The sequence below is a fragment of the Klebsiella sp. LY genome (genome assembly GCF_004010915.1).
GTDB lineage: Bacteria > Pseudomonadota > Gammaproteobacteria > Enterobacterales > Enterobacteriaceae > Klebsiella > Klebsiella quasipneumoniae.
This window is the reverse complement of record NZ_CP022444.1, coordinates 4,597,626-4,621,234: the sequence shown is the minus strand read 5'-3', so window position 1 is coordinate 4,621,234 and position 23,609 is coordinate 4,597,626. Positions and strand designations below refer to the sequence as shown.

Genomic DNA, 23,609 nt, shown 5'->3' with positions numbered 1-23,609 from the left:
ACAGGGTGAGAATCGCCACCATCACCAACTGGGCCTACGGGATCACCGTCGGCCTGACGCTGGCATCCGGGAGCGCCATGCTCATGGCCTCCAGCGCTGACCGCGTCGAACGCCAGGCGGTACAGCAGCGCCAGGTCTTTGATACCCTCTCCGACGAGGTGGAAAACGACGCCTGGGCGCTGTCTGACCTCGCCCGGCTATACGTGGTTAAGCCCTCGCCGGAGACGCTGGAGCAGTATCAGCAGCTGCAGCGGAGCGACAAAAGCATTGAGCTGCGGCTGGCCAGATTGAAAGATAACGGCGCCAGCCGCGAGGAGCTGGCGCTGCTGCACGATGGCCTGCAGATTGCCGCTGAACTTCAGGATGAACAGCAGGCCGCCCTGGCGCATGTCGCCAACGGCGATGCGCCAGCGGCCATCGCGGTGCTGTACGGCAATGCATACGAGACCGAGCTGGAACGTATGCAGACGCAGATCGATCGCTTCCGCCAGATGCTCGAAAATCGCGCCGCCGTTGCCATTGACCAGGCTACCGACCGCTCGCGGATCTGGCGAACCCTGTCGGAAATCATGGTCGGCCTGACCGCCCTGATGTTTTTGTTCGTCCTCGGCTTTATTCTCAAACGCCGGGTGCTCTACCCGGTGGTTCGCCTGAGCGACGTGGTGCAGCGTCTCGCCTCCCAGGACTATGCGGTGGAGACGCCGCAGTTCACTCAGGTGGATGAGATTGGCGATATGGCCCAGGCCATCCGCATTTTTCGCGAGAACGGCCTGGCCCGCCAGCAGCTGGAGCAGCAGCGCGACGCCGACTGGGCGATCCGCGAACTGCTGGCGCGCATGACCCAGCGGCTGCAGGGCTGTGAAACCATTGAAGATGTGATTAAGGTGGCGGAACTGTTTGCGCCGAATATCGCCCCGACGATCCCCGGGAAACTGTATATTCTGGATACCGATCCCTGGCAGATGCGCTGCGTGGCGCAGTGGCTGGCGCCCGCCGGGGAGACGACGCCCTTTTCACCCGACGACTGCTGGGCGATACGTCGGGGACTCAGCCATCCGCCGGTGCAGGGCGAACCCGATATCACCTGCTATCATCTGCCAGAGGCGCACGCCGGCCAGTCGCTCTGCGTACCGCTTATCGCCCAGGGCGAAGCCATCGGGCTGCTGACCTTTCAGAACGTTACCGCCAGTGACGCCCCTTCCCGGGCCTACCTTGAGCTGATGGCGGAAGCGCTGGGCCTGGCGCTGGCCAATCAGCGCTTACGCAGCGCCCTGCTGGAAAAAGCGCTGTTCGATTCCCTGACCGGCCTGCGTAATCGCCATCATCTTGACGAAGCGCTGCATTCACAGATGGCGCTGGCGGTCCATACCCACACCCCGCTGAGCTGTCTGATGATCGACATCGATCATTTTAAAGCCATCAATGATCGCTACGGCCACGAGGCCGGGGATCTGGTGATTAAGAGCGTCGCCACCATCGTGCAGCGCGCGGTGCGCGATATCGGCATGGCTTTCCGCTACGGCGGCGAGGAGTTTCTGGTGCTGCTCCCCGGCATTGACGAAGCCGAGGCGCACCAGTGCGCCAGCGAGATCTATACCCAGGTGCATAATATGACGCTGCGCGATGGTCTGACCGAAATAGGTCAGGTGGATGTGTCGATTGGTATCGCCAGCTATCCGCAGCATACCCAAAGCGACAGCCTGCTGCGCGCGGCGGACGCTGCGCTGTACCGGGCGAAAGAGCTGGGCCGCTCAAGGATTGTCAGCTTTGGCCGCCTGAAGACCGGTTAACCGGGTGAGTGCTCAGTCGCATTGAGCAGCGAGATGACTTTCCGTACTACCGCCGAACGGATATGGCGGTGGTAAACCATGCTCAGCTCACTCTCCGCCAGCCGGTCCTGAAGATCGATGTACACCACGTTATCGAGGCGTAAGGCCCGCGCCGAGACCGGAACCAGGGCCACCCCGACCCCGGCGGAGACCAGGCTAATCATCGAGGTGACGTCGTTGACCCGCTGCGCCACCTGCGGCGTAAAGCCCGCGACGCGGCAGGCGTCAATAAATACCTGCTCCAGCCCGGTGCCCTGCGGATCGTTAAGAGAGATCCAGTTATCCGCGCGCAATGAGGCCAGATTGAGCGCCCCTACCCCTGCCAGTGGATGCTGCTGATAGAGCGCCAGACAGAGCTTTTCCCGCACAAACGGCCTGACCACCAGCGCGTCCGGCGGCGAGGCCAGCGGCGCGCGGATGATGGCGATATCCAGGCGCAGATCCAGCAGCGCTTCGTAGAGCATTTGCACATCGCCATGCACCAGCGACAGCTCAATCCCCGGCCAGTCGGCGCGCAGCTCGCGCAGGAGCCCCGGCAGTTTGCTGTCGTACATCGCGCTGGAGACATACCCCAGATGCAGTCTTCCCTGCTCGCCCCGCGCGGTGCGCTGGGCGTCCAGTGCCGCCTGGTCGACCATCTCCAGCGCCAGCCGCGTCTTCTGCCAAAAGGCCTCGCCCGCGGCGGTCAGGGTCAGACGGCGGTTAGCGCGGGAGAAGAGCACCACCCCCAGACGCTGCTCGAGCTGTTTGATCTGCTGGCTGAGGGCGGGCTGGGCGATATGCAACCGCTCCGCCGCCCGGTGCATATGTAACTCTTCGGCAACGACCACAAAGTGGCGTAACGCTCGCAAGGACATGGCCGGACTCCGGTGGGTTTGATTGATAATAAAAATATTATCAATAAAGCATAAATGATGCAATTGATAACCATTAGCCTGCGAAGCATACTGTGCGCATCGACACGCTAAGGAGAACATCATGACCGCACCGATTCAGGATCTGCGCGACGCCATCGCGCTGCTGCAACAGCATGACAATCAGTACCTCGAAACCAATCATCCGGTGGACCCTAACGCCGAGCTGGCCGGCGTCTATCGCCATATCGGCGCCGGCGGCACTGTGAAGCGCCCCACCCGCATTGGCCCGGCGATGATGTTTAACAATATTAAGGGCTATCCGCATTCGCGCATTCTGGTGGGCATGCACGCCAGCCGCCAGCGGGCAGCGCTGCTGCTGGGCTGCGAAGCTTCGCAGCTGGCGCTGGAGGTGGGTAAAGCGGTGAAAACACCGGTCGCGCCGGTAGTGGTCCCGGCCGACAGCGCCCCCTGTCAGGAGCAGATCTTTCTGGCCGACGATCCGGACTTTGATTTGCGCACCCTGCTCCCGGCGCCCACCAACACCCCGATCGACGCCGGCCCCTTCTTCTGCCTGGGCCTGGCGCTGGCCAGCGATCCTGACGACGCCTCGCTCACCGACGTCACCATCCACCGCTTGTGCGTGCAGGGCCGGGATGAGCTGTCGATGTTTCTTGCCGCCGGCCGCCATATCGAAGTGTTTCGCCAGAAAGCCGAGGCAGCCGGAAAACCGCTGCCGATAACCATCAATATGGGTCTCGATCCGGCCATCTATATTGGCGCCTGCTTCGAAGCCCCCACCACGCCGTTTGGCTATAACGAACTGGGCGTGGCCGGCGCGCTGCGTCAGCGCCCGGTGGAGCTGGTGCAGGGCGTCAGCGTCCCGGAGAAAGCCATCGCCCGCGCCGAGATCGTTATTGAAGGCGAACTGCTGCCCGGCGTGCGCGTCAGAGAGGATCAGCACACCAACAGCGGCCACGCGATGCCGGAATTTCCCGGCTACTGCGGCGGCGCCAACCCGTCGCTGCCGGTGATCAAAGTCAAAGCGGTCACCATGCGGCACAATGCGATCCTGCAGACGCTGGTGGGACCGGGGGAAGAGCATACCACCCTCGCTGGGCTGCCGACGGAAGCCAGTATCTGGAATGCCGTCGAGGCTGCCATCCCGGGCTTCTTACAAAATGTCTACGCCCACACCGCGGGCGGCGGTAAATTTCTGGGGATCCTGCAGGTGAAAAAACGTCAGCCCGCCGACGAAGGTCGTCAGGGACAGGCTGCGCTGCTGGCACTGGCGACCTATTCCGAACTGAAAAACATCATTCTGGTTGATGAGGATGTCGATATCTTTGACAGCGACGATATCCTGTGGGCGATGACCACCCGCATGCAGGGGGATGTCAGCATCACCACCCTCCCCGGTATCCGCGGTCACCAGCTCGATCCTTCCCAGACGCCGGAATACAGTCCGTCGATCCGCGGGGAAGGTATCAGCTGCAAGACGATTTTTGACTGCACGGTCCCCTGGGCGCTGAAGCCACACTTTGAGCGTGCGCCGTTTGCCGATGTCGACCCGCGTCCGTTTGCTCCGGAGTATTTCGCCCGTCTGGAAAACGGCCACGGTCAGTAAGTCAGTCAAGCTGGGCGACTGGCGCCGGACACGCGGCGTCTGTCGCCCGATTCAGCGCCATCCGGAGCGGATGGCGAAGGCCGGGTTAATTAATCGCCGCGGCGAGGTCTTTTTTCACCTGCTCACGCTGCTCGGCAGTCAGCACCTGGCTGACGTCAAAGTAGTATTTCACACGATAGTAGCGCACCTGCTGATCCAGCTGGCCAAAAGCAGCCAGCTGCTGTTTGACTTTAGCTTCATCCCATTTCCCGGAGTGAATAACGTCGGCCAGGGCGCCGTCCTGATAGCCGCTGATTTTAATCTGGCTCACATTGTTTTCGAATCCCTGACGCAGCGCCTGGATTTTGGCGACCTGCTCCTCACTCAGCTTCAGATGCTGGACGACCGGGTCCTGCGAGACAGACGGCACGTCAGCCGAGGTCGACGCCTGGCTGGCGGCGGTGAAGCAGGTGGTCAGCGCAATGGCGATCAGGGTATTACGCAAGCGTGTATTCACAATGAGTTATCCTTCAAGCAAGTAAAAGAGACGGGATTATCATCGCGGGAATAAAGCCTATCTGTAACAAAGCATTCGTTTAAAACTGGATAAGAAAAGAATGGCAGGTCACCGAAACCTCGCCCCGGTGGGGGCTCAGCAGCAGAGAAAGATATATTCATCCTTCCAGTAACGGCCCTGACCAATGATATCCCCGGCCGCAGTGATTAACCGTTTTTGCTTTTCGGTTTCGATCCCCTCCACAATCACATGCCCGGTCAGGGTATGAATAGCCTGTAACAGCCCAGGCAAAGCTGGATCGTTTTCTTTGTCCCAGAAATAATCTTTATCCACTTTGACGCAATCGAAGCGAAATCGCTCCAGCAGCCGGAAAGTCGTGCGTCCGCGTCCAAAGTCATCCAGCCAGACCGGGCAAAGCGCCGCCAGCGTGCTCAGCGCCGTCAGTTCGCGACCGGCGATAAACTCATGAAAATTCTCATTTATTTCCAGGGCGATGTATTTACTGGCGCGCAGAAAATCACACAGATAGCGATCGGTCAGAATAAAATGGCTTAATAAATCATCAATATTCAGCGAGATCGGCTTATTATCGACCTGGGAAAAATCAAAGACGGAAAGCAATTCGATTTGCCGGGTAAATAGTGCAAGCTTGTCGCGTTCGGTGAGCGTGGAGAAAGAAAACGTGGGCGCGGAGGTGTTATTTTGTGCGGGTGCTATAATGTCTTTAGTGAGCAATTCCCACGAGTGGTAGGCACCATCATCGCTAATAGCGGGCTCCAGAACGAAGCGATAAGAGGTATTTTTCACGTTTTCTTTAACCATTTAAAAAATACCAGAAATAAGAAAGGGTTAAAGCATGTCATATATTTCCCGCCAACAAAAATAGTTTAAAATGATCGATAAGAAACATTCGATAGCTAAAAGCTATCAAGATATAATTTATTGATCGGTAAAGTGAATTAATATAAATTTGCCACCGCTGTCATCCCCACCTAAGTCAAAATTAAAATATCGTTTCAAACCAGCCAGTTACAAAATAATCCATCACCAGGCATTGCGGCTTCATGCTTTTTCCCTACGGGGAAAAAAGCATGGAGTAATAAAACCGAAAAAAACAAGCCGCCAGTTTTTGGCATTTTTATGCCGAAGATCAATAACGCATCACCCGGCACGGCCCGCCTGCCACGCCTGCCACGCCGTCTGCAGGCGATAAATCAGGCAGACGGGTCAACGAAACGTCATATTTTCCCGCTATCTTACTGGCAAAAGAGGCGAAGTGGGAAAAGGGTAGTGAGAAGAATATACGGGGTTCCGCTGGCGCTGATGCTGATCATGCTCAGCGCCAGCGCGTGGCTGGAACCGGCTCCGCGGCATGCCGCCAGAGGGCTGTGCGTCTGGTTTGATGGCGCAATGGTCGACTGCCTGCAGAGGCAGCGGCTGGGCGAAGCGAGACCCGCTCACGCGCTGGTCAGACGATAAACCGGTACCCGCCGGGTGGTATTGAACAGATTGTCGCTGACCTCCACCTCCTCAGTGACAATAGCCATACCGGACCGGCGCAGCTGGGCAATGTCCGCCGCTACCCGCTGACTGCCGAACCAGAACAGGGCATCAAGCGCGGTAACCGGCAGGCCGGCGATTAATGCCTGCCGGAGTCGATCCCGGGCAGGTTTAATCTCCCTGGCGATCTGCTGGTACGGCGCCGCCGTCAGGCCCGTCGCTTCGACGCGACGAATGCGGTTTGTCAGGTGGTAATGGAAGCTCTCCGGTACAGCCTGTAAATCCTGCTTCAAACTGTAGACGCAGCCGTAACGTTTGCCGTTGAAAACGGCGGCTTTACGGCTGAGCTGCAGCGTCTCGCGGACGTCGGCGATCAGCTGCGGCGCGCGCACCAGCAGCAGGCGAAAAGGCAGCTCGAAGCTGGTGACATAGTCGACGTTCAGTAACGCAATGCGCAGGCGCTCCTCTGCCCCGGCCTGCAGCTGACGGCACTCCTGATAGACTTCGCGCCACTGCTCCCGCAGCCGCGACGTTTCACCGGCTTCGGTAAACTGGTATTTTTCAATATCGTAATCAATTCTCCCGAGCACCGCACATTCCTTCCTGAATCAGTCCCGGCGTTATACTATCATCCTCCGGCGCGGTACCCTATGCCCAGCGCCGTCGCCTCTGTCGGTTATTTACGATAAAGATAACGGGTGATGACCACATCAAGAACAAACAGCAGGAAAATAACGCTGCTTAACCACAATAAGCCTGCGAATAAATCAAGTAATTGCATCGTTGTTCCCTCGCCGTTGGCCATAAAAATAAAGCCCCATCACCATAAGGTAGTTAAGAACTACCTTAACAGCCACAGATTAAAAATTATTTAGCGATATGAAATCCCGAGCCCTTGCAGGTTCATTTTACTGACATCAAATTGTCATCAAACAATGTCTATCATCAGCCGACACCGCAGGATGGTTCCTGCCGTCATGGTATCGCCGGCAAACGCGCGACCGCACGGTTTAACAACACGGAATAATATCGCCCTACCTCACTCTTACTGTCATTGCATAATCTTATATCAGGCGCCATTACCATTCTGCTGAATAATCCGGAATGCGCTATAAGTCATAAACGCCCTGCTGATTGGTTGACCATGGAGAAATACGATGCCCAGCGAAAAAGCCCGCAGCCTTGACCATTTCTATGAGTTACTGGCGACAGGACAACATCAGAAAATCGAACTCGATTTTGACGTCGCCGCAGACGATTTTTTTAAAATCGCCACCGAGTTTGGCGACATTGGCGCGAGGATCACCCGGGTGAATGAGCGATTTATTATTAAGATCAAGTCGCCAAAAGCGTAAGCCTCTGCCCGCCTTCCCCGGCGGGCGTCAGGCCAGCATCATGCGGGCTCTGTGGCTCGCAGGGAGTCACAGCCTGCCCCTGATTGAACGCCCATCGCGTGGGTACGCTTTCCTGTTGGCGGGTGACACCTTGCGCCTGTTGGGCTTTGCCGCCGTCTCCAGGCCCGGAACCCTTTTTGACCCTGCGGTGATCCGGGTGGAGAAGATAACGATCGGTATCTTAAGCGCCGACCTGACCGACGGCTTCGGGCTGCCGGTGCGCCCCCATATTGACACCCTGCCCAAGCAAGAAGGGAACGGGGCCGGTCTGCCCGCGACTATCTGGTTCATTCCCGGGCCGCCGGCGCGTATCTCGCTCAGTGATAACCTTCGCTGCCGGACACTTTGCCGCGAAAGACGTAATAGCTCCAGGCGGTATACATCAGGATCACCGGGATGATCAGCAGCGCCCCCGGCAGCATAAATACCTGACTGGAGGGCGGCGCGGCGGCATCCCACAGGGAGATGTGCGGCGGAATAATGTTCGGCCAGACGCTGATCCCCAGCCCGCTGAAGCCGAGGAATATCAGGCCCAGCGTCAGGATAAAGGGACGAGCGTGGCTGGCGGGGCGCGCGCTCAGGCGCCAGATCCACAGGCTCAGGGTCAGCACCAGGATCGGCACCGGCACAAACCAGAAGAAATTGGGCAGCGTAAACCAGCGTTCCGCCACATAGCGCCAGCCCAACGGCGTCCAGACGCTGACCACCGCGATCACCACCATCAGCGCCAGCAGCGCCTTGCGGGTCAGTTCGCGCATCCGTTGCTGCAACGCGCCTTCGCTTTTCATGATCAGCCACGTGGTGCCCAACAGCAGATAGGCTACTACCAACCCCAGGCCGCAGAACAGATTGAAGGGGGTAAGCCAGTCCAGCGTCGAGCCGGCGAAGCGGCGGTCAGCCACCGCAAAGCCGTTGATAAACGCGCCGACGACAATCCCCTGGCTGAAGGTCGCCAGCAGCGAGCCGCCGGCGAAGGCATAGTCCCAGAAGGTGCGATGCGAGGGAACCGCTTTAAAGCGAAACTCAAACGCCACGCCGCGGAAAATCAGGCCGATGAGCATCGCCGTCAGCGGGATAACCAGCGCATCGGTGATCACCGCGTAAGCCAACGGAAAGGCGCCGAACAGCCCTGCCCCGCCGAGCACCAGCCAGGTTTCGTTACCATCCCAGACGGGCGCCACGCTGTTAACCATCACGTCGCGCTCTTCGGCGTCATGCACCACGCTGAACAGCATTCCGATGCCTAAATCGAAACCATCCATCACGATATACATCAACGTGGCGAAGACAATGATGACAAACCAAATCACCGAGATATCGATGCTCATGATGCGTTCTCCTCATCCCGCACCGGCTCTGCCGCCGAGAGCGGACGCGCCGGGGTGCCTGCGGTTTGCGAGGTCAGCTCCGTCACCGGCTGCGGCCCTTTTTTGATAAGCCGGAAGATATAGTAATACCCCACGCCAAACACCGCGCAGTAGACCACGATAAACACCAGCAGGCTGATGGCCATCTGCAGCGTGCTGTGCAACGACACCGCGTCCCGGGTGCGCAGCAAACCGTAGATCACCCACGGCTGACGGCCCATCTCGGTGGTCACCCACCCGGCGACCAGCGCAATCAGACCGGCGGGCCCCATACAGAGCGCAAACCACTGGAAGGGACGCGAATGGTACAGCCGCCGCCGATAGCGAAGCCAGGCGCTGCAGATCCCTAAGGCGATCATCAACACCCCCATCCCAACCATAATGCGAAACGACCAGAACACGGCGGGCGAATAGGGCCGGTCCTCTTTCGGGAAATCTTTCAGGGCCGGCACCTGCTTATGCAGGCTATGGGTGAGGATCAGGCTGCCGAGCGCCGGGATCTCCAGGCCATAGCGGGTGCGCTCCTGCTCCATATCCGGCAGACCAAACAGCAGCAACGGGGTGGCCTCGCCGGGCCGGTTTTCCCAGTGCCCCTCAATCGCCGCAATCTTCGCCGGCTGATGTTCGAGGGTATTAAGACCGTGCATATCACCCACCACCGCCTGGATCGGCGCCACCAGCAGCGCCATCCACATCGCCATCGACAGCATTTTGCGGATGGCCGGCGAGTCATTGCCGCGCAGCAGATGCCAGGCGGCGGAGGCCCCGACGAACATGGCGCTACTGAGAAACGCGGCGATCGCCATATGGAATAAGCGATACGGGAACGAGGGATTAAAGATAATCGCCAGCCAGTCCTGCGGGATGAGGTGGCCATTTTCGAGGGTAAAACCCTGCGGCGTCTGCATCCAGCTATTGGAGGCGAGGATCCAGAAGGTGGAGACCAGGGTGCCAAGGGCTACCATGCAGGTGGTAAAAAAATGCAGCGCTGGCGGCACCTTGCTCCAGCCGAACAGCATCACGCCGAGGAATCCCGCTTCGAGGAAGAAGGCTGTCAGCACTTCATACAGCAGCAGCGGGCCGGTAATACTGCCGGCAAATTGAGAGAATCCGCTCCAGTTGGTGCCGAACTGATAGGACATGACTAATCCGGAAACCACGCCCATACCAAAATTGACGGCGAAAATTTTCAGCCAGAAGTTGTAGAGCGAGCGCCAGACGTTATCCCGGGTTCTCAGCCACATCCCCTCCAGCACCACAAGGTAGCTGGCAAGGCCGATGGTGATGGCCGGAAACAGAATATGGAAGGAAACGGTAAAGGCAAATTGCAGTCGGGCCAGATGAAACGCGTCAAATTCAAACATAATCCGCACCATCATTGTGAAACGCCCCGGCCGCAGCCGGGGCTTATGCGAACATCACTTAGCCGATGATGACGTGTTTTGCTTACCGGCGCCGAGTTCGGCGCCGGTCAAAGGATCACCCTGCGGGTCAGACTGTGTTCGCTTCAGCATCGCTTTGCACAGCGCTTCCTGCTCCGGCGTCAGGCCGACAGAGGCGCTGCCATCTCCGCCATCCACGGCCGGCTGCGGATCCTTGACATAATCGAAGTGTTTGTCACTGTTCCAGCTGCCGCGTACTTCTCCACCCTCAGACATATTGTAGTAGGTGTTCGCGTACTCGCTAATGGGCGGCAGTTTGCCCGGTGGATAGTTATTACGAATCGACTGCAGCGCTTTCTCAAAAGAGAGCTGATGCGCCGCTTCGCGAGTCATCAGGAACGCCAGCGCGTCCTTCACGCCGGGATCGTCGGTCACGTTGATCAGCCGTTCATAGACGATCTTCGCCCTCGCCTCCGCCGCGACGTTCGATCGCAGGTCTGCGGTGGGTTCGCCGATAGTATCAATGTAGGCCGCTGTCCACGGCACGCCCGCCGAGTTGGTCAGCGGAGTACCGCCGCCGTAGAGCAGCGACGTAATATGGCTGTCGTTGCCGTTGGCGGTGAGCGAACGATAGAGTTCCGCCTCGCTCTCGGTGCCCTCCGCCAGCGCCCCTTTGGCGCCTTTATTTAGCATGCCGACCAGGGTGCCAATGATCTCCAGATGGCTTAGCTCCTCTGTCGCGATATCCATCAGCATGTCTTTACGGCCGGGATCGTCATCGCTTAATCCCTGAGTGAAATAACGACACGCGGCGGCCAGCTCGCCCTGAGGGCCGCCAAACTGTTCAAGCAGTAAATTCGCGAGCCCCGGGTTGGGTTCAGCAACGCGCACGGTATACTGCAGTTGTTTCACATGACGAAACATAGGCCTGCCTCCTGGGTTATTTTTTCGCTTCTACGCCGTCAGCATCTGAACGCAGGAGAAACTGCTCCGTGGTCTGAGGAATATGTTTGATCAGCCAGTCGGCCATTTCCCGCTCTTCCGCCAGGATGGCCTCAATGGCTGGGATGGAGGCGGTATCGCCCGCTTTTTCAGCGGCCGCCAGCAGAGAGGTATAGCAGGCGATCTCAAACTGCTCGAAAACGTACCCGCTGATCGAGCCTTTGACGATTTCATCGGAAGGAAACATTCCGCCAATGGACTGGCCAAGAGCCGCCATTTTACTCATCGAATCTTTAATCACCGAGCGCGAAATGTCGTTGCGGTCGAGGATCTCTTCCAGCACGGTAATTTGCCGTTTGGTCTCATTAATATGCTGCTCGATTCTGGCACGGAGATCCGGATAATTATCGATACGGCCAGCCATTGATTCCAGCATGGATTCTGCCTGTTTTTCCATGGCATGCGCATCTCGTAGCCAGTCATGATAATGTTCAATGTGATTCATCGTGATTTCCTCGTGTCAGGGAGCGTTTATTTTTCCGCTTTTTTATTAATATTACCTACCGCCAGGTCGGTTAATTTAACATCGGTTTGCTTTTCTTCTTCCAGGGTTTCGGCCAGCAATTTGACCGCTTTTTTATAACCCAACTGTTCCGCCAGGGTAACCAGGGTACCGTAACTGGCAATTTCGTAATGCTCGACCTTTTGCGCAGCGGCAATTAACGCGGCATCGCGTACCTCATTTTTTTCCGTGCTCTCAACGACTTCATTGGCCTCTTCGATCAATCCTTCCATGGCCACGCATTTCATGCGTTTGATTTTCAGACCAGATTCCTGCTCAATAATCTGGTCGATACGTTCAATCTGGCCCTGGGTTTCTTCAAGATGAGCATTGAACGCCGCGCTGAGTTTTTCACTGGACGCCGCTCTGGCCAGTTTTGCCAGCCCGCGGGTTAATTGTTTCTCTGCGCTGTAGGTATCTGAGAGCAGGTGAATAAATACATCTTCAATGCTTTTCATATTCATAGAAATACCTTCTGGAGTCAGAAAATAACTGCGAGTCTGTGACAGACTCGCAGGAGATACTTTCACTTCAGGGTGCAAGGAAAAGGATAATCAGGAATTATCGGACTTGCGGCCACCACCGTGGCTGTTTTGTCCGCCTTTTTTACCCGCTTCAGACGCACGCTGCGGATCATTTTTAAAGTTCCCGCCGCTGTGCTGACCACCTTTACGACCTGCTTCAGAAGCTTTTTCACGGTCTTCAGCAAAATTTCCGGAACCACCACGATGCTCTGCCATATTTCACCTCATGTATATCGGTTATGTCAGTACGATACGAAAATATTCCGTATCACTCGTCGTTCGATATTTAAATCTAGCGGGTAATGCTGGTTAGTCAAATTATTATCCCGTGTTTTTGATGCCTTTTAGGAGTAATTCGGAATAATTCTACAAAACACATCAAAAATAACCAGACGGTACATTACCGCTAACTTACTGTGTTCAGGGAAATAATGCACACAGAGCACCACTGTGGCAAAGAATTATTTATACTGGCGGAGTACTCCTGTTGGGTTATATAACGAAGCGGCAGTACTGCCCTTAGTCTGGTTGAAATTCAGATTTTTTCTTTTTTTAAGGCCAAAAAAAAGCCGCTGGGGAAGCGGCTGGAAAATAAAACGGAGCGAATATCATGCCCGATTAAGCCTGGCATACATAAGGGGAATAGGCAAATAACCTCAAATAACCTCAACAAACCAGCCGCTAAATAAGCGAAGCGTGGAATACATTCACTGAGTGGAATATCACGCAGTTCCATTATAAGTACTCTACGCTTTATTTTTACTGTGGTTTATCGGCGGCAATAACGTTAGGTCACAATGCCTTTTCGCCTGCTGCTATCAGCCATTCTCTCCAGGAGAAGACTTTATGAAAGCACTCACTTATCATGGCCCCCATCATGTCAGCGTCGACACCATGCCCGACCCGGCCCTTGAGGCGCCGGACGATATTATTCTGCGCGTCACGGCGACGGCGATCTGCGGTTCCGATCTGCACCTTTACCGCGGTAAGATCCCCGGCACGCACCATGGTGATATTTTCGGCCATGAATTTATGGGGGAAGTGGTGGAAGCCGGTTCCAAGGTCACCGCGGTTCGTAAAGGCGATCGGGTGGTTATCCCGTTTGTCATCGCCTGCGGAGACTGCTTCTTTTGTCGCCTGCAGCAATATGCCGCCTGCGAAAGCACCAATAGCGGCCAGGGGGCGACGCTCAACCGAAAAGGCATTTCGCCACCGGCGGCCCTGTTCGGCTACAGCGATTTGTACGGCGGGATCCCCGGCGGCCAGGCGGAATATGTGCGCGTTCCCAAAGCCAATACCGGACCGTTTAAAGTGCCGGACACCTTACCCGATGAAAAGGTGCTGTTTCTGTCAGATATTCTGCCTACCGCCTGGCAGGCGGTAAAAAACGCCGAGGTCAAACCCGGCAGCAGCGTGGCTATTTTTGGCGCCGGCCCGGTTGGCCTGCTGTGCGCCTCCTGCGCCAGGCTCAATGGTGCAGAGCAGATATTTATCATCGATCATAACGATTACCGACTCGACTTCGCGCAGCAGCGCTATGGCGCGATCCCGATAAACTTCGACCACCATGACGATCCGGCGCAGTGCATTATCGACAACACCGCCGACCATCGCGGCGTCGATGCGGTGATTGACGCCGTCGGCTTCGAGGCGAAAGGCAGCCTCACGGAAACCGTCCTCAGCACCCTGAAAATCGAGGGCAGCAGCGGGAAAGCGCTGCGCCAGTGCATCGCCGCCGTGCGCCGCGGCGGCATCGTCAGCGTGCCCGGGGTTTACGCCGGTTTCATTCACGGATTTATGTTTGGCGATGCCTTTGATAAGGGGCTGACTTTCAGAATGGGGCAAACCCACGTCCATGCCTGGTTGCCGGATCTACTGGCGCTTATTGAGCAAGGGTTGCTCACCCCGGAGGAGATTGTCACTCACCATATGCCTCTGGAGGAGGCCGCGCGCGGCTATCAGATCTTTGAGAAACGTGAAGAGGCATGCCGCAAAGTGATCCTCGTGCCGGGGATGCAGCCCGGAAAGGCAACGCTTTGAGGCGGAGATTAACGCAGCGAAATCCCTCGGAGGCCAGTCTGCGCCGTGCTATAAAAACAGCATGCGCTGGCCGGCCGTCGCTGATACAGCCGTTAACCACAGGGGAAGGAAATGCTCGAGTTACGCCCGAATTGCGAATGCTGTGATAAAGATCTGCCGCCAGACTCACGCGAAGCGTTTATCTGTTCGTTCGAGTGCACCTTTTGCCAGGACTGCATGACGGCGCGGCTTAACGGCCATTGCCCGAACTGCGGCGGCGAACTAGTGCGGCGTCCGGTGCGTCCCGAAGAGGCGCTCCGGCGCCACCCCGCCTCCACCCTGCGCCGCCATGGGCAGTAAAACCGGATGAGCAGGCGTAGCGAAAAGGAGCCCTCGGGCTCCCTTTCTTCATCCTTATTTCGCTGCCGAAAAGCGCCACTCTGCGGCGGTCGACAGCGTCACAAATGGCCCGGCAAGGGTGACAATGTGATGGCCAATGATGTCAGGCGCTGATAAACGTTCGTTATCCATGGTTGAGTGCGCATCTGAGATCAGCACCGTCCGTAATCCCAGCGCCGATGCCGCTCGGCAGGTCGTGTCCACGCAGAATTCGGTTTTCATCCCGGCAATAACCAGCTGTTTTACGCCGGCCTGAGCGAGCTGATGCGCAAGGTCAGTTTGCTGGAAACAGGAAGGGTACTTTTTAATAAAGACGATATCCCGCTCGCCGTTAACACCCATCTCAGGCAGCAGTTGAGTTAATGGACTTTGCGCGGAGAACGGAGAGTCGTCAGCTCCGGTATGGCGGGCAAAGAAGACGGGCACCTCAGCCTGTCTCGCTTTTTCAATCAGCAGGCAAACGTTCGCCAGAAGCGCATCGGCCTGATACGGGGAAACCGGGCCACGGAAAAGCCCCTGCTGCATATCGATAATTAACAGGGCATCCTCAGATGAAATCATGATGGGTCTCCATTCAGTCTGTCACGAACGGAGAGGTCTCTCCCCGTCCACATTGGCGGGGAGTGAGGATCTGTTTGTCAGGAGCCGGTCACAGATACGCCCACACCACCGCAGGTTACGGTCGTGGTGGTGACGGTGGTGGTTGGCTGCACTGACGTAATCATTATCTGACCTTCACTTATTCCTTACAGATAAAACATAAGCGCCATTAAAACGGCTCTTTTCTTATAGCATTGAGCTGAGACGGATGGCAATTTATGCGTGAACAACGCAGCCGCTTTACGCAACCATTAACGGCTTACAATATAGGCGCGAAGGATTTCACCTGCTGAAAGAATATGTTTCACAGTATATGCCCGAGCCTCCTGTGGATTATTTTGCTGGCAGGCCATCAGGATCTGCTGATGCTCATCCTGGAATTTCAGCGTATCCGACAGCAGTCTGTTCTGAAAAAGCTCATATCTTTCAATCTGCTCGCGCAATTCACCGATCATCTTCAACAGGCGCTGATTGTTACACTTCCGATACAGCAGTTCATGAAACTCCCGGTTATACCTCCCCTGCAGCTCGGGTTCAGAAGCGCTACTCAGCAGCTGATGCACCAGCTCTGCCCGGGCAAGCGTTTCCGGGTCCATATTCTCCAGGCTATGAAAAATGGCTTCACCTTCCAGGAGTGCCCGCAGCTGATAAATTTCATCGACATCTGCGGCCGTCAGCGTTTTCACCACCGCGCCACGATTTCTGAAAATCTCAACCAGACCTTCGCGCTCAAGCTGCTGTATCGCTTCTCTCATTGGGATACGGCTGACAGAAAACTGGCAGGCCAGGTCGCGCTCTACAAGCCGGTCGCCATCTCGCAATGCCCCCTTGTTGATTAAGATTTTTAACTCACTGGCAAGGATGTCGGCGGTCGAACGGGTAGCAGCGTTCATTTGGCTCTCTTTACATCATTCATAAATGGTATACCATTATGCCATTCTAGCCAACGTCATGACAACCTTGCGATTCTACCTGCAGCTTCGTTCAGGCAATGCACCTGGACGATACCGCAGTGAAGAAATTCATCCCTCTATAGAGAAAGGCAAACCAATGGAACACGCTTATACCAGTCATATCACATGGACCGGCAATCAGGGCACGGGTACCTCGGGTTACAAGGCTTATGCCCGAACCTGGGATATCGCGGTAAAGGGAAAAGAACCCATTCATTGTTCAAATGATCCATTACTGGGCGGCGATCCCGGCAAAATGAACCCGGAAGATCTCCTGCTCTCTTCTCTCTCTGCCTGTCACATGCTGTGGTACTTACATCTGGCCTCAGATGCCGGCATTACGGTCATGGAATATCAGGACTCGCCGGTGGCAACGGGCGAAGTATTAAAAGGGGGCGCGGGTCGCTTTATTTCTGCTACCCTCCGGCCGAAAATCACCGTATTACCAGGTACCGATCTCGACGCCGCCGCGGCCCTTCATCAGCAGATCCATCACGTCTGTTTTATCGCCCGCTCGGTCAATTTCCCGGTCAGCTACCAGCCTGAATTTATTATCTTTAACGCAGAGTAACTCGTTTCTGGCGCGGTCATCCGGCGCTCAGGAAATGTGGCTGGGGTATCCAACCTCAGCCACACTTCGCTGCACGCCGAAGCATCCTGCTCTGGCCGTCATTAGACTGCAGGGAAATTCACCACGGAGCAGACTTATGATTGCGGTACTTTTTGAGGCCGACGCCTTACCGGAAGCACAGGAAAGATATCTTCAGCTGGCGGCCGGGCTGACGCCTTTGCTTTCAGACACGCCGGGGTTTATCGCCATCGAGCGTTTTCAGAGCCTGAATTCACCCGGCAAAATCCTTTCGCTATCCTGGTGGGAAGATGAAGCATCGGTGGCCAACTGGCAGCAAAATGAGCGGCATCTGGCTGCCCAGCGCGAAGGCAAAGCATCGATTTTTTCATATTACAGAATACGCGTTGCCCGCGTGTTCCGGGATTACTCATCGGATCGGGGAGCACAGCCAGATGTATGATATTCACGTCATTCTCAGCAACACGCCGGGCTCGCTTGGCGCAATGGGTATAGCGCTGGGCAACAACGGTGTGGGCCTCGAAGGTGGTGGGGTATTCACCACGCCTGATGCCGGACATGCGCATTTTCTGGTGGAGGACGGTGAGACAGCCCGCAGGGTGCTGACCGAGGCCGGCTTTACGGTCAGCGATGTATGCCGTCCTCTGATACGTAAGTTACCCCAGGAACGCCCCGGGGAACTGGGAGACATTGCCGACACCCTTGCCCGCAACGGTATTAATATTCTGGTACAGTACAGCGACCACCGTAACCGGCTCATTCTTCTTACCGATGATGACACCCGGGCAGCGGAAGTGACCAAAAAATGGGCCATACTTTCTGAATGAATCTCCTGAAAACGCAGCAAGACAGTGAGCCAGAGGCGGCACTGGAAACCGCGATGGCGATGGTGGCCTCTGCCCTCTCTGACCCGTCAAGGGTCAGTATTCTCTGCGCGCTGATGGACGGGCGCGCATGGACGGCGACCGAGCTCAGCACGGTCGCCGAGGTCTCCGCCTCCACCACCAGCGGACATCTTGCCCGGCTGCTCAGCAACGGGCTGGTGGTGTGTCTCGCGCAGGGGCGCCACCGCTATTACCGCCTGGCAGGCGCGCATATCGCCGGGCTGCTGGAAAACCTGATGGGCGTCTCAATGCAGTCGCATAAGGCGCTGGCCACCAGCACGCCGGTGACACTTCGCTACGCTCGCACCTGCTACGACCATCTGGCGGGCGAGCTGGCGGTGAAGATTTATGAGTTTATGCTGCGGGAAAAATGGCTGACGGCCGATGGCCTGGCCCTGACGTCAGCCGGTAAAACCCAGCTTGAAAGCCTGGGCGCGGTACTTAACGCTCGCCCGCGACGTAAGCCTTGTTGCCCCTGTCTTGACTGGAGCGAAAGACGTTTTCATCTGGGAGGCGACGCCGGTTCGGCGGTGATGGCGCTGTTTGAGCAGAAAGGATGGATAACCCGCGCGCCGGGATATCGGGAAGTGCAAGTGACGGATAGCGGCAGAGCGGCGCTGTCCCGGCTGTTTAATCTGAAGGTGGGTGGATAGCCTGAGTTTAGGCTACATCACATTTTCGCCGAACGGCACCGGTTTAAGCCGGTCGGGCCATCAGTAAGACCCCTGGCGTTCAATCCATACCCACTTGCGATCTCGCGGTAAACTGAGCTAGCCCTGTTGTAAGCGCATGGCTTTGATGGACATTGTGTTGCGGGAAATCGACCATGGTACCGCGCAGCGAGTGTCCGGCAAAATAACGGCCTGAATGCGATAAAAAAACGGGAGCCCATCGGCTCCCGCTTTAACTTAATCCACTAACGGGATTACATGTTCGCGATAATCGCGTCGCCAAACTCTGAACATTTCAGCAGTTTAGCGCCTTCCATCAGACGTTCGAAGTCATAGGTCACGGTCTTGGCGGCGATAGCGCCTTCCATGCCTTTAACGATCAGGTCTGCGGCTTCGAACCACTGCATGTGGCGCAGCAGTAGTTAACTAATAACATCATTACTTATTGATTAAAAAAGGAAAATAGGTGTTTTTGATGCGTGGTCAATGTTTTTAGTCTAATCTCTAACCTATTGAAATTCATTAGTATATTTTTAGTTTTGATAACCAGCTTTGAGTCTTTCAGCTCATCTGGATAGTGAATTATTAGCCAATAATACTCACTCCCTGTGAGTCGGGTTAAATATTTCCGGTGTTATAACTCATCATTTGAAAAGAAAATAAAAAAGCCTCGAAATCCGAGGCTTGCATTGGAACCAGCAGCACCATTATAGTATTTAATTACTACCTACCATGTAATGATTGCTCTTTTCCATACCATCTTCCCTTTTTTTTCTTCTTTTATATACAGAATCCTTTTCATAATGAAATATAAAATAAGCGAAAACGCAATGATAGCAATATACGTCCCGATACCGAAAGATACCAGAAACATAACCAAGATCCCAAAGAATGCTACCAGTAAAGATGTGCAGATAGATATCAAATTAATTGTCTTGCGTGCGTCTCTTGATACATAACCTTTAATCTTAAAGGCATGGCAACTGTGGCAGCGGTCCTCATTAATTAAATTTGCACCACAAAATGGACATTTATCATCTTTTGTTGTCATTTATTTTAAATCTCAATATAATAGTAATCACTCATCCACAACCTTCCCTGGCAAGCGCAATCAACAACAGAATGTACTTTATTTTTTTGTTCTATTGTCTCAACTCCCTCAACAATCACGAAATTGCAGTATGATTTTACTTTATTTATTACGTTAAAGAATTCGCTCTCACTCTGTATTTCCCAGAAATAATCTTTATCAATTTTTATACATTCAAAATTAAACATATCTATAATTGTTAAGCTTGTTAAGCCGCTCCCAAAATCATCCAGCCATACTGGACACAATTTTGAAAGACACTTTAAGTCAACCATAGAGCATTTAGTATTGAATTCATGAAAATGCTCGTTAATCTCAAAAGCAATGTTTTTTTGGTTTTTTAAGTAATCACCAATATATTTATCGTTCAAAATACAATCGCTAATAAGACTATCAACATTCAACGAAACTGGCTTGAACTTCAATTTTGATGTGTCAAGCCTTTCAATTGTCAATATCTGTTTCTTAAACACATCGATTTTTTCTTTATCGCTTAATGAAGCGAAACAAAAACCAACTTCATTAGCAAGGTAATCATTGCAATAATTTTTTTTAACATTTTTCGTGAGAATTTCCCAAGAATGAATAGAACCATCTTTTTTAAAAGATGGTTCTAAAACAAATCTACAGGAATCTATTTCCATACTGTTCTTTATCATTAAAAAAACACCGGAACTAAGAATAATCCTAATCGTGTCATAATTAATAATGAAAGAGAAATAGTTTAAAATGATCGATAACTATCGAACAATAGGCAAAACCTATCACATTTCATAAACTGATCGATTATTCAAATCAAATGACTCAAAAGGGAAAAGAAATTAACACGAGCCCGTCATTAATTATAATAAAATCATACAGTTAAGTGGTGACACTGATTTGGTGGCAGGTATCAAACGTTAGTTGAGATGGTGTCTGTGGTTCCGAATAAATTTATCCGTATTGGTAATGCCGATCATAAACTATCTTTAAAATTTATAAGCATAAAATCATGAGAAAAGAAATCATATCATCTTCAATTATTCGGCATGCAATATCCATTCTTCCCGTTACGTTTAACTTCATATAGCATTTCATCAGCCTCTTTGATCCACTCGATGATTGATTCTTTATTTTCTGCGCAAGAAATACCGATACTGACAGTACAGTAAATATCTTTGTGAGAAGGTAATGAAAGATCTTTAATTTTTTTCTGAATTATATGAACCATAGCTATAACAAGCTTATTATTACTATTGTTAACAATAATAGCCAACTCATCGCCACCAAATCTTGCTGGTACGTCCTTCTCGCCAGCGCAGTCTCGTAATATTGATGATATACGAGATAACACCGCATCACCTACTTCATGCCCATAGGTATCATTAATTTTTTTAAAATTATCAACATCAATGAGCATAAGATAAGAATGCGTTCTCTTTTTACGTGTCGCACGATAAGCACTTTCCATTTTCTGCTCAAAAAAACGGCGATTTGGCAGATCTAAGCCAGGATCCATCAGAGCCTGTTTTTCCAGTAACTCCCTTCTTTTCCTCAACTTTATAGATAAGTGCCTTGAAACAATACTCAGTAATATGGGATAACAGGTCGCCAAGGGTAAAGAAAGCAATACCGTTCGGGTACTGAATTCTATCGTATATGTGAAATCATTTACTAACCAAACTGTCAGGAAACTAATCATCATCCACATTAATGCTGGTTTTAAAATTTTCCATCCACCAGCAGCATAGCGATCAGCTATTTGAACTGAGATTATGAATAATGATGGAATTGGACTAACTTGCATTACGGCTATCCAGATTCCAGCCCAGAATGAATCAAGTATCATATTCTTCTTTTCAGTACTCAGCATATCCTTCGACATCATGCTTGCAAGATAAGCAACCGATGGCCAGATGAGTGCATTCAGAATTAACAAGGCTGTTGTTATTTTTTGATGTGACTGTTCCTGGAGGACTGAATATATAGGAAGAAAGCAAAGAACGACACCAATCTGACGTAAAAAATATACTCGCTTAATGAACGATGAATTTCTATCAGATATGTATTTTTCATCCGGGAAATTTGTTAACATAGAAAGCCTATTATAAATCACTAAGAGCCGCCATCACTTTAACCCACTAAATAACAAGATAAAACCACCCTGCATTACAAAGTTATAACACGGATGTGAAAATTACAAGATTGCACTTCAATTAATGATAAACGTATCAATAATAACATTTGGCATCCATTTCTTTGAATCCATCCACACGATTTATATCTGATACTTAGCAATACTTTAGGGTTATATTCTTAAATAAGAATTTCCAGTGGAGCTTAGAGCTACTGCATTATTAATTTTGGTAGGCTATTAAAAAATAACACAACATCTGACCAGTAAAACTTTACTTGAACTTACTTATCGTTTACTGCAAATTGTTTTGTGATGTACACAGCAATTAATGTCGTTTCAGTTGCCCCCGGCAAGTGCCTCCGGGGGATTTTTTATGTTCCTCAACTTTCTAGTGCGTCAACTCGCCTAATCAAATCCTGTACCACGGTCACCAAATCGGCAATGATTGCCGTGTAATCCACATTCATCACCCTGAATTTTTCACCATCGATCTCCTGCTCGATGCCGAGGAAGGTATACAAGTCGTCAACTTTTTCAGCCTGCTGGGCGATAAAGCCACGCCTCCGGCGCGTTTCGCCTTTCATATTGAACTCGCATACTCCCAGCGAGTTAATGCGCCTGGAGGCCCCTTCTTGAGGCTCCATGAACGCATCTTTCAGCCGGACATCTGAGCCGGTGGTCAGGACGTCACCCTTACCGGTGGAGATCGTGCCGCCAGCCCGGAAAATCCATGCATCGGTTCGCCCGAATCCGTCAGCGTACAGAACAAGTCGGTGTTCGGTGCCTACCTGCTCCTCCATGTACATTTGGACGTAAGCGCCATCCACGTCACCATAAGCTCCTCGCCCTGCCATCAATGAGCGTACCGGATTGGAGGTCAGTTGCGTTCCGATGGCTGGGTTGGCTGGCATGGTCGATGATGCTGTGATCCTCCCGTCCGTTACCCAAAAACTTTGTACCTGCGCGTTCAGGCGGTTCTGCCTGTCGTGGATAAGGCGAGCAGTATAATCCGCACTGCTGCCGTTGTAGTGGAAGTCAATGTAAGGCGTGCTCATTGACAGCTCGATCGCCTGCGTCAGAACCTTCCCCTTTGACGTGTTATCGATGTTGCCGCCAGCTGATAACCCACCGGGCAAAGTCGTCTGGTTATCGGTCCCAATAACGAAGATGTCATCAAAGGTATCTGACGGTGACACAGTGGTCGCTCTTGAACGCTGAACTCTGAACGGTGTTCCCGAGCCAACGGCAATTGTCCCGCCTTGCCCCTGTTTTTTGAGCAGAGCCAGATCTGAGTTCTTACCGAGAATAAAACCGGCATTATCGCTGGTTATAACCTGCGAGCCGTCGAGTTTGTTTCCTCCGGTGAGTTTTGCCAGCGCGTTAAGATCCGATGCCTTCGCCATCCCGGCTATCGCCGGCACGGTCACCTGCTTTCCTGTGATCGGGTCAGTCAGGGTGATATTGCCGCTGCCGGTCAGGGCCATCGACCAGCCCTCCACCACACTACGCCAGAATGCAAATGCGCTGGCCAGCTGGTTAGCAAACGACGAGGTGCTGGCGGTTTCAGCGGTAATAATGCCGTAAGAGGCGCCGGAAAATGCGGTGGTGATATTCCGGGTCAGCGTCAGCTGAGTGTCACTGTCCACGGATTTGATCGCATACAGGTCAGCACTACCGCTGCGGTAGACCACCAGAATCGACCCGGGGAGTATCCCCAGTGCTACCTGTGACCATTTTGTTGTCGCACCTGTCACCCGTGCCTGCGACGCTGCCCCCGTGACGTTGCCGACTTCATACATCGCCATAATAAA

General features: G+C 53.4%; 27 protein-coding genes and 1 pseudogene. 10 read left to right on the top strand and 18 right to left on the bottom strand.

Going from position 1 to position 23,609, the window contains the following annotated elements; all coding sequences use genetic code 11:
* Nucleotides 1-5: 5 nt before the first annotated feature.
* Nucleotides 6-1,790 (top strand): sensor domain-containing diguanylate cyclase, encoded by a 1,785-nt coding sequence (locus CE636_RS25640; RefSeq protein ID WP_017898652.1) that lies wholly within the window; start codon nt 6-8, stop codon nt 1,788-1,790.
* Here the strand turns inward: CE636_RS25640 and CE636_RS25635 are convergent.
* Nucleotides 1,787-2,686, bottom strand: a complete 900-nt coding sequence (locus CE636_RS25635; RefSeq protein WP_017898653.1) for a LysR substrate-binding domain-containing protein — start codon at nt 2,684-2,686, stop codon at nt 1,787-1,789. The two genes, CE636_RS25640 and CE636_RS25635, sit on opposite strands and share 4 nt — an antisense overlap.
* A gap of 121 nt (nt 2,687-2,807) precedes the next feature.
* Between CE636_RS25635 and CE636_RS25630 the strand changes: the two genes are divergently transcribed.
* Nucleotides 2,808-4,310, top strand: a complete 1,503-nt coding sequence (locus CE636_RS25630) for a UbiD family decarboxylase (RefSeq protein ID WP_004203721.1) — start codon at nt 2,808-2,810, stop codon at nt 4,308-4,310.
* A gap of 85 nt (nt 4,311-4,395) precedes the next feature.
* On the opposite strand, the gene CE636_RS25625 is transcribed toward CE636_RS25630, so the two are convergent.
* From CE636_RS25625 to CE636_RS25610, 4 genes are all read right to left on the bottom strand, one after another.
* Complete coding sequence (locus tag CE636_RS25625) at nt 4,396-4,806, bottom strand: Spy/CpxP family protein refolding chaperone (protein WP_017898654.1); 411 nt, start codon at nt 4,804-4,806, stop codon at nt 4,396-4,398.
* Between the two features lie 135 nt (nt 4,807-4,941).
* Nucleotides 4,942-5,628, bottom strand: a complete 687-nt coding sequence (locus CE636_RS25620) for an EAL domain-containing protein (RefSeq protein ID WP_004203719.1) — start codon at nt 5,626-5,628, stop codon at nt 4,942-4,944.
* Nucleotides 5,629-6,062: 434 nt separating this feature from the next.
* Nucleotides 6,063-6,218 carry a hypothetical protein gene (locus tag CE636_RS29045; RefSeq protein ID WP_032446979.1) on the bottom strand — a complete coding sequence of 52 codons (156 nt, stop codon included), beginning with the start codon at nt 6,216-6,218 and terminating at the stop codon, nt 6,063-6,065.
* Between the two features lie 45 nt (nt 6,219-6,263).
* Entirely contained in the window at nt 6,264-6,896 is a 633-nt protein-coding gene (locus CE636_RS25610) for a helix-turn-helix domain-containing protein (RefSeq protein ID WP_017898655.1), read from the bottom strand.
* A 567-nt stretch (nt 6,897-7,463) separates the two neighbouring features.
* Here CE636_RS25610 and CE636_RS25605 point away from each other — a divergent pair.
* The gene (locus CE636_RS25605; protein WP_004203716.1) at nt 7,464-7,661 is read left to right on the top strand and encodes a hypothetical protein; all 198 of its coding nucleotides are present in this window, start codon (nt 7,464-7,466) and stop codon (nt 7,659-7,661) included.
* On the top strand, nt 7,621-8,100 hold the full coding sequence (locus CE636_RS25600) for an FUSC family protein (RefSeq protein WP_117131731.1): 480 nt from the start codon (nt 7,621-7,623) through the stop codon (nt 8,098-8,100). The genes CE636_RS25605 and CE636_RS25600 overlap by 41 nt, the downstream gene beginning before the upstream one ends.
* Here the strand turns inward: CE636_RS25600 and cydB are convergent.
* From cydB to CE636_RS29040, 7 genes are all read right to left on the bottom strand, one after another.
* On the bottom strand, nt 8,018-9,028 hold the full coding sequence (gene cydB / locus CE636_RS25595) for a cytochrome d ubiquinol oxidase subunit II (RefSeq protein ID WP_017898656.1): 1,011 nt from the start codon (nt 9,026-9,028) through the stop codon (nt 8,018-8,020). The genes CE636_RS25600 and cydB overlap by 83 nt on opposite strands.
* Nucleotides 9,025-10,431, bottom strand: coding sequence for a cytochrome ubiquinol oxidase subunit I (locus CE636_RS25590; RefSeq protein WP_004203714.1), 1,407 nt, complete (start codon nt 10,429-10,431; stop codon nt 9,025-9,027). The genes cydB and CE636_RS25590 overlap by 4 nt, the downstream gene beginning before the upstream one ends.
* A 54-nt stretch (nt 10,432-10,485) precedes the next feature.
* On the bottom strand, nt 10,486-11,373 hold the full coding sequence (locus CE636_RS25585; protein ID WP_004140512.1) for a manganese catalase family protein: 888 nt from the start codon (nt 11,371-11,373) through the stop codon (nt 10,486-10,488).
* Between the two features lie 16 nt (nt 11,374-11,389).
* Nucleotides 11,390-11,896 carry a ferritin-like domain-containing protein gene (locus CE636_RS25580; RefSeq protein WP_004203713.1) on the bottom strand — a complete coding sequence of 169 codons (507 nt, stop codon included), beginning with the start codon at nt 11,894-11,896 and terminating at the stop codon, nt 11,390-11,392.
* 26 nt (nt 11,897-11,922) lie between these two features.
* Complete coding sequence (locus CE636_RS25575) at nt 11,923-12,417, bottom strand: ferritin-like domain-containing protein (protein WP_008807707.1); 495 nt, start codon at nt 12,415-12,417, stop codon at nt 11,923-11,925.
* Nucleotides 12,418-12,507: 90 nt separating this feature from the next.
* Nucleotides 12,508-12,693 (bottom strand): general stress protein, encoded by a 186-nt coding sequence (locus tag CE636_RS25570; protein ID WP_004150795.1) that lies wholly within the window; start codon nt 12,691-12,693, stop codon nt 12,508-12,510.
* A gap of 319 nt (nt 12,694-13,012) precedes the next feature.
* Nucleotides 13,013-13,213: a hypothetical protein gene (locus CE636_RS29040; RefSeq protein ID WP_139988879.1), complete on the bottom strand. Its 201-nt coding sequence runs from the start codon at nt 13,211-13,213 to the stop codon at nt 13,013-13,015.
* A gap of 110 nt (nt 13,214-13,323) precedes the next feature.
* Between CE636_RS29040 and CE636_RS25560 the strand changes: the two genes are divergently transcribed.
* The gene (locus CE636_RS25560; RefSeq protein ID WP_094354852.1) at nt 13,324-14,517 is read left to right on the top strand and encodes a zinc-dependent alcohol dehydrogenase; all 1,194 of its coding nucleotides are present in this window, start codon (nt 13,324-13,326) and stop codon (nt 14,515-14,517) included.
* Nucleotides 14,518-14,628: 111 nt separating this feature from the next.
* Complete coding sequence (locus CE636_RS25555; RefSeq protein ID WP_004203710.1) at nt 14,629-14,856, top strand: DUF1272 domain-containing protein; 228 nt, start codon at nt 14,629-14,631, stop codon at nt 14,854-14,856.
* Between the two features lie 54 nt (nt 14,857-14,910).
* Here CE636_RS25555 and CE636_RS25550 read toward each other — a convergent pair whose 3' ends face one another.
* Both CE636_RS25550 and CE636_RS25545 read right to left on the bottom strand, forming a co-directional pair.
* Nucleotides 14,911-15,456, bottom strand: a complete 546-nt coding sequence (locus CE636_RS25550) for a cysteine hydrolase family protein (protein WP_004203709.1) — start codon at nt 15,454-15,456, stop codon at nt 14,911-14,913.
* 290 nt (nt 15,457-15,746) lie between these two features.
* Nucleotides 15,747-16,388: a GntR family transcriptional regulator gene (locus CE636_RS25545; protein WP_004203708.1), complete on the bottom strand. Its 642-nt coding sequence runs from the start codon at nt 16,386-16,388 to the stop codon at nt 15,747-15,749.
* Between the two features lie 157 nt (nt 16,389-16,545).
* On the opposite strand from CE636_RS25545, the gene CE636_RS25540 reads away from it, so the two are divergent.
* The 4 genes from CE636_RS25540 (at nt 16,546) to CE636_RS25525 (ending at nt 18,574) form a co-directional block, all read left to right on the top strand.
* Nucleotides 16,546-17,019, top strand: a complete 474-nt coding sequence (locus CE636_RS25540; protein ID WP_004203707.1) for an OsmC family protein — start codon at nt 16,546-16,548, stop codon at nt 17,017-17,019.
* Nucleotides 17,020-17,155: 136 nt separating this feature from the next.
* Nucleotides 17,156-17,479, top strand: coding sequence for an antibiotic biosynthesis monooxygenase family protein (locus CE636_RS25535; RefSeq protein WP_004203706.1), 324 nt, complete (start codon nt 17,156-17,158; stop codon nt 17,477-17,479).
* Nucleotides 17,472-17,864 carry an amino acid-binding protein gene (locus CE636_RS25530; RefSeq protein ID WP_017899009.1) on the top strand — a complete coding sequence of 131 codons (393 nt, stop codon included), beginning with the start codon at nt 17,472-17,474 and terminating at the stop codon, nt 17,862-17,864. The genes CE636_RS25535 and CE636_RS25530 overlap by 8 nt, the downstream gene beginning before the upstream one ends.
* A complete protein-coding gene (locus CE636_RS25525) occupies nt 17,861-18,574 on the top strand; it encodes an ArsR/SmtB family transcription factor (RefSeq protein WP_017899008.1) in 714 nt (237 codons plus the stop codon). Before CE636_RS25530 ends, CE636_RS25525 begins: the two co-directional genes overlap by 4 nt.
* A gap of 272 nt (nt 18,575-18,846) precedes the next feature.
* On the opposite strand, the pseudogene CE636_RS25520 reads toward CE636_RS25525, so the two are convergent.
* From CE636_RS25520 to CE636_RS25500, 4 genes and pseudogenes are all read right to left on the bottom strand, one after another.
* A pseudogene (locus CE636_RS25520) lies at nt 18,847-19,014 on the bottom strand (isocitrate/isopropylmalate family dehydrogenase); the annotation flags it as partial.
* A 634-nt stretch (nt 19,015-19,648) separates the two neighbouring features.
* Nucleotides 19,649-20,341, bottom strand: coding sequence for an EAL domain-containing protein (locus CE636_RS25510; RefSeq protein WP_017899006.1), 693 nt, complete (start codon nt 20,339-20,341; stop codon nt 19,649-19,651).
* A 356-nt stretch (nt 20,342-20,697) separates the two neighbouring features.
* Entirely contained in the window at nt 20,698-21,756 is a 1,059-nt protein-coding gene (locus CE636_RS25505; RefSeq protein WP_025999132.1) for a diguanylate cyclase, read from the bottom strand.
* A gap of 422 nt (nt 21,757-22,178) precedes the next feature.
* Entirely contained in the window at nt 22,179-23,603 is a 1,425-nt protein-coding gene (locus CE636_RS25500) for a tail fiber domain-containing protein (RefSeq protein WP_017899004.1), read from the bottom strand.
* Nucleotides 23,604-23,609 lie beyond the last annotated feature (6 nt).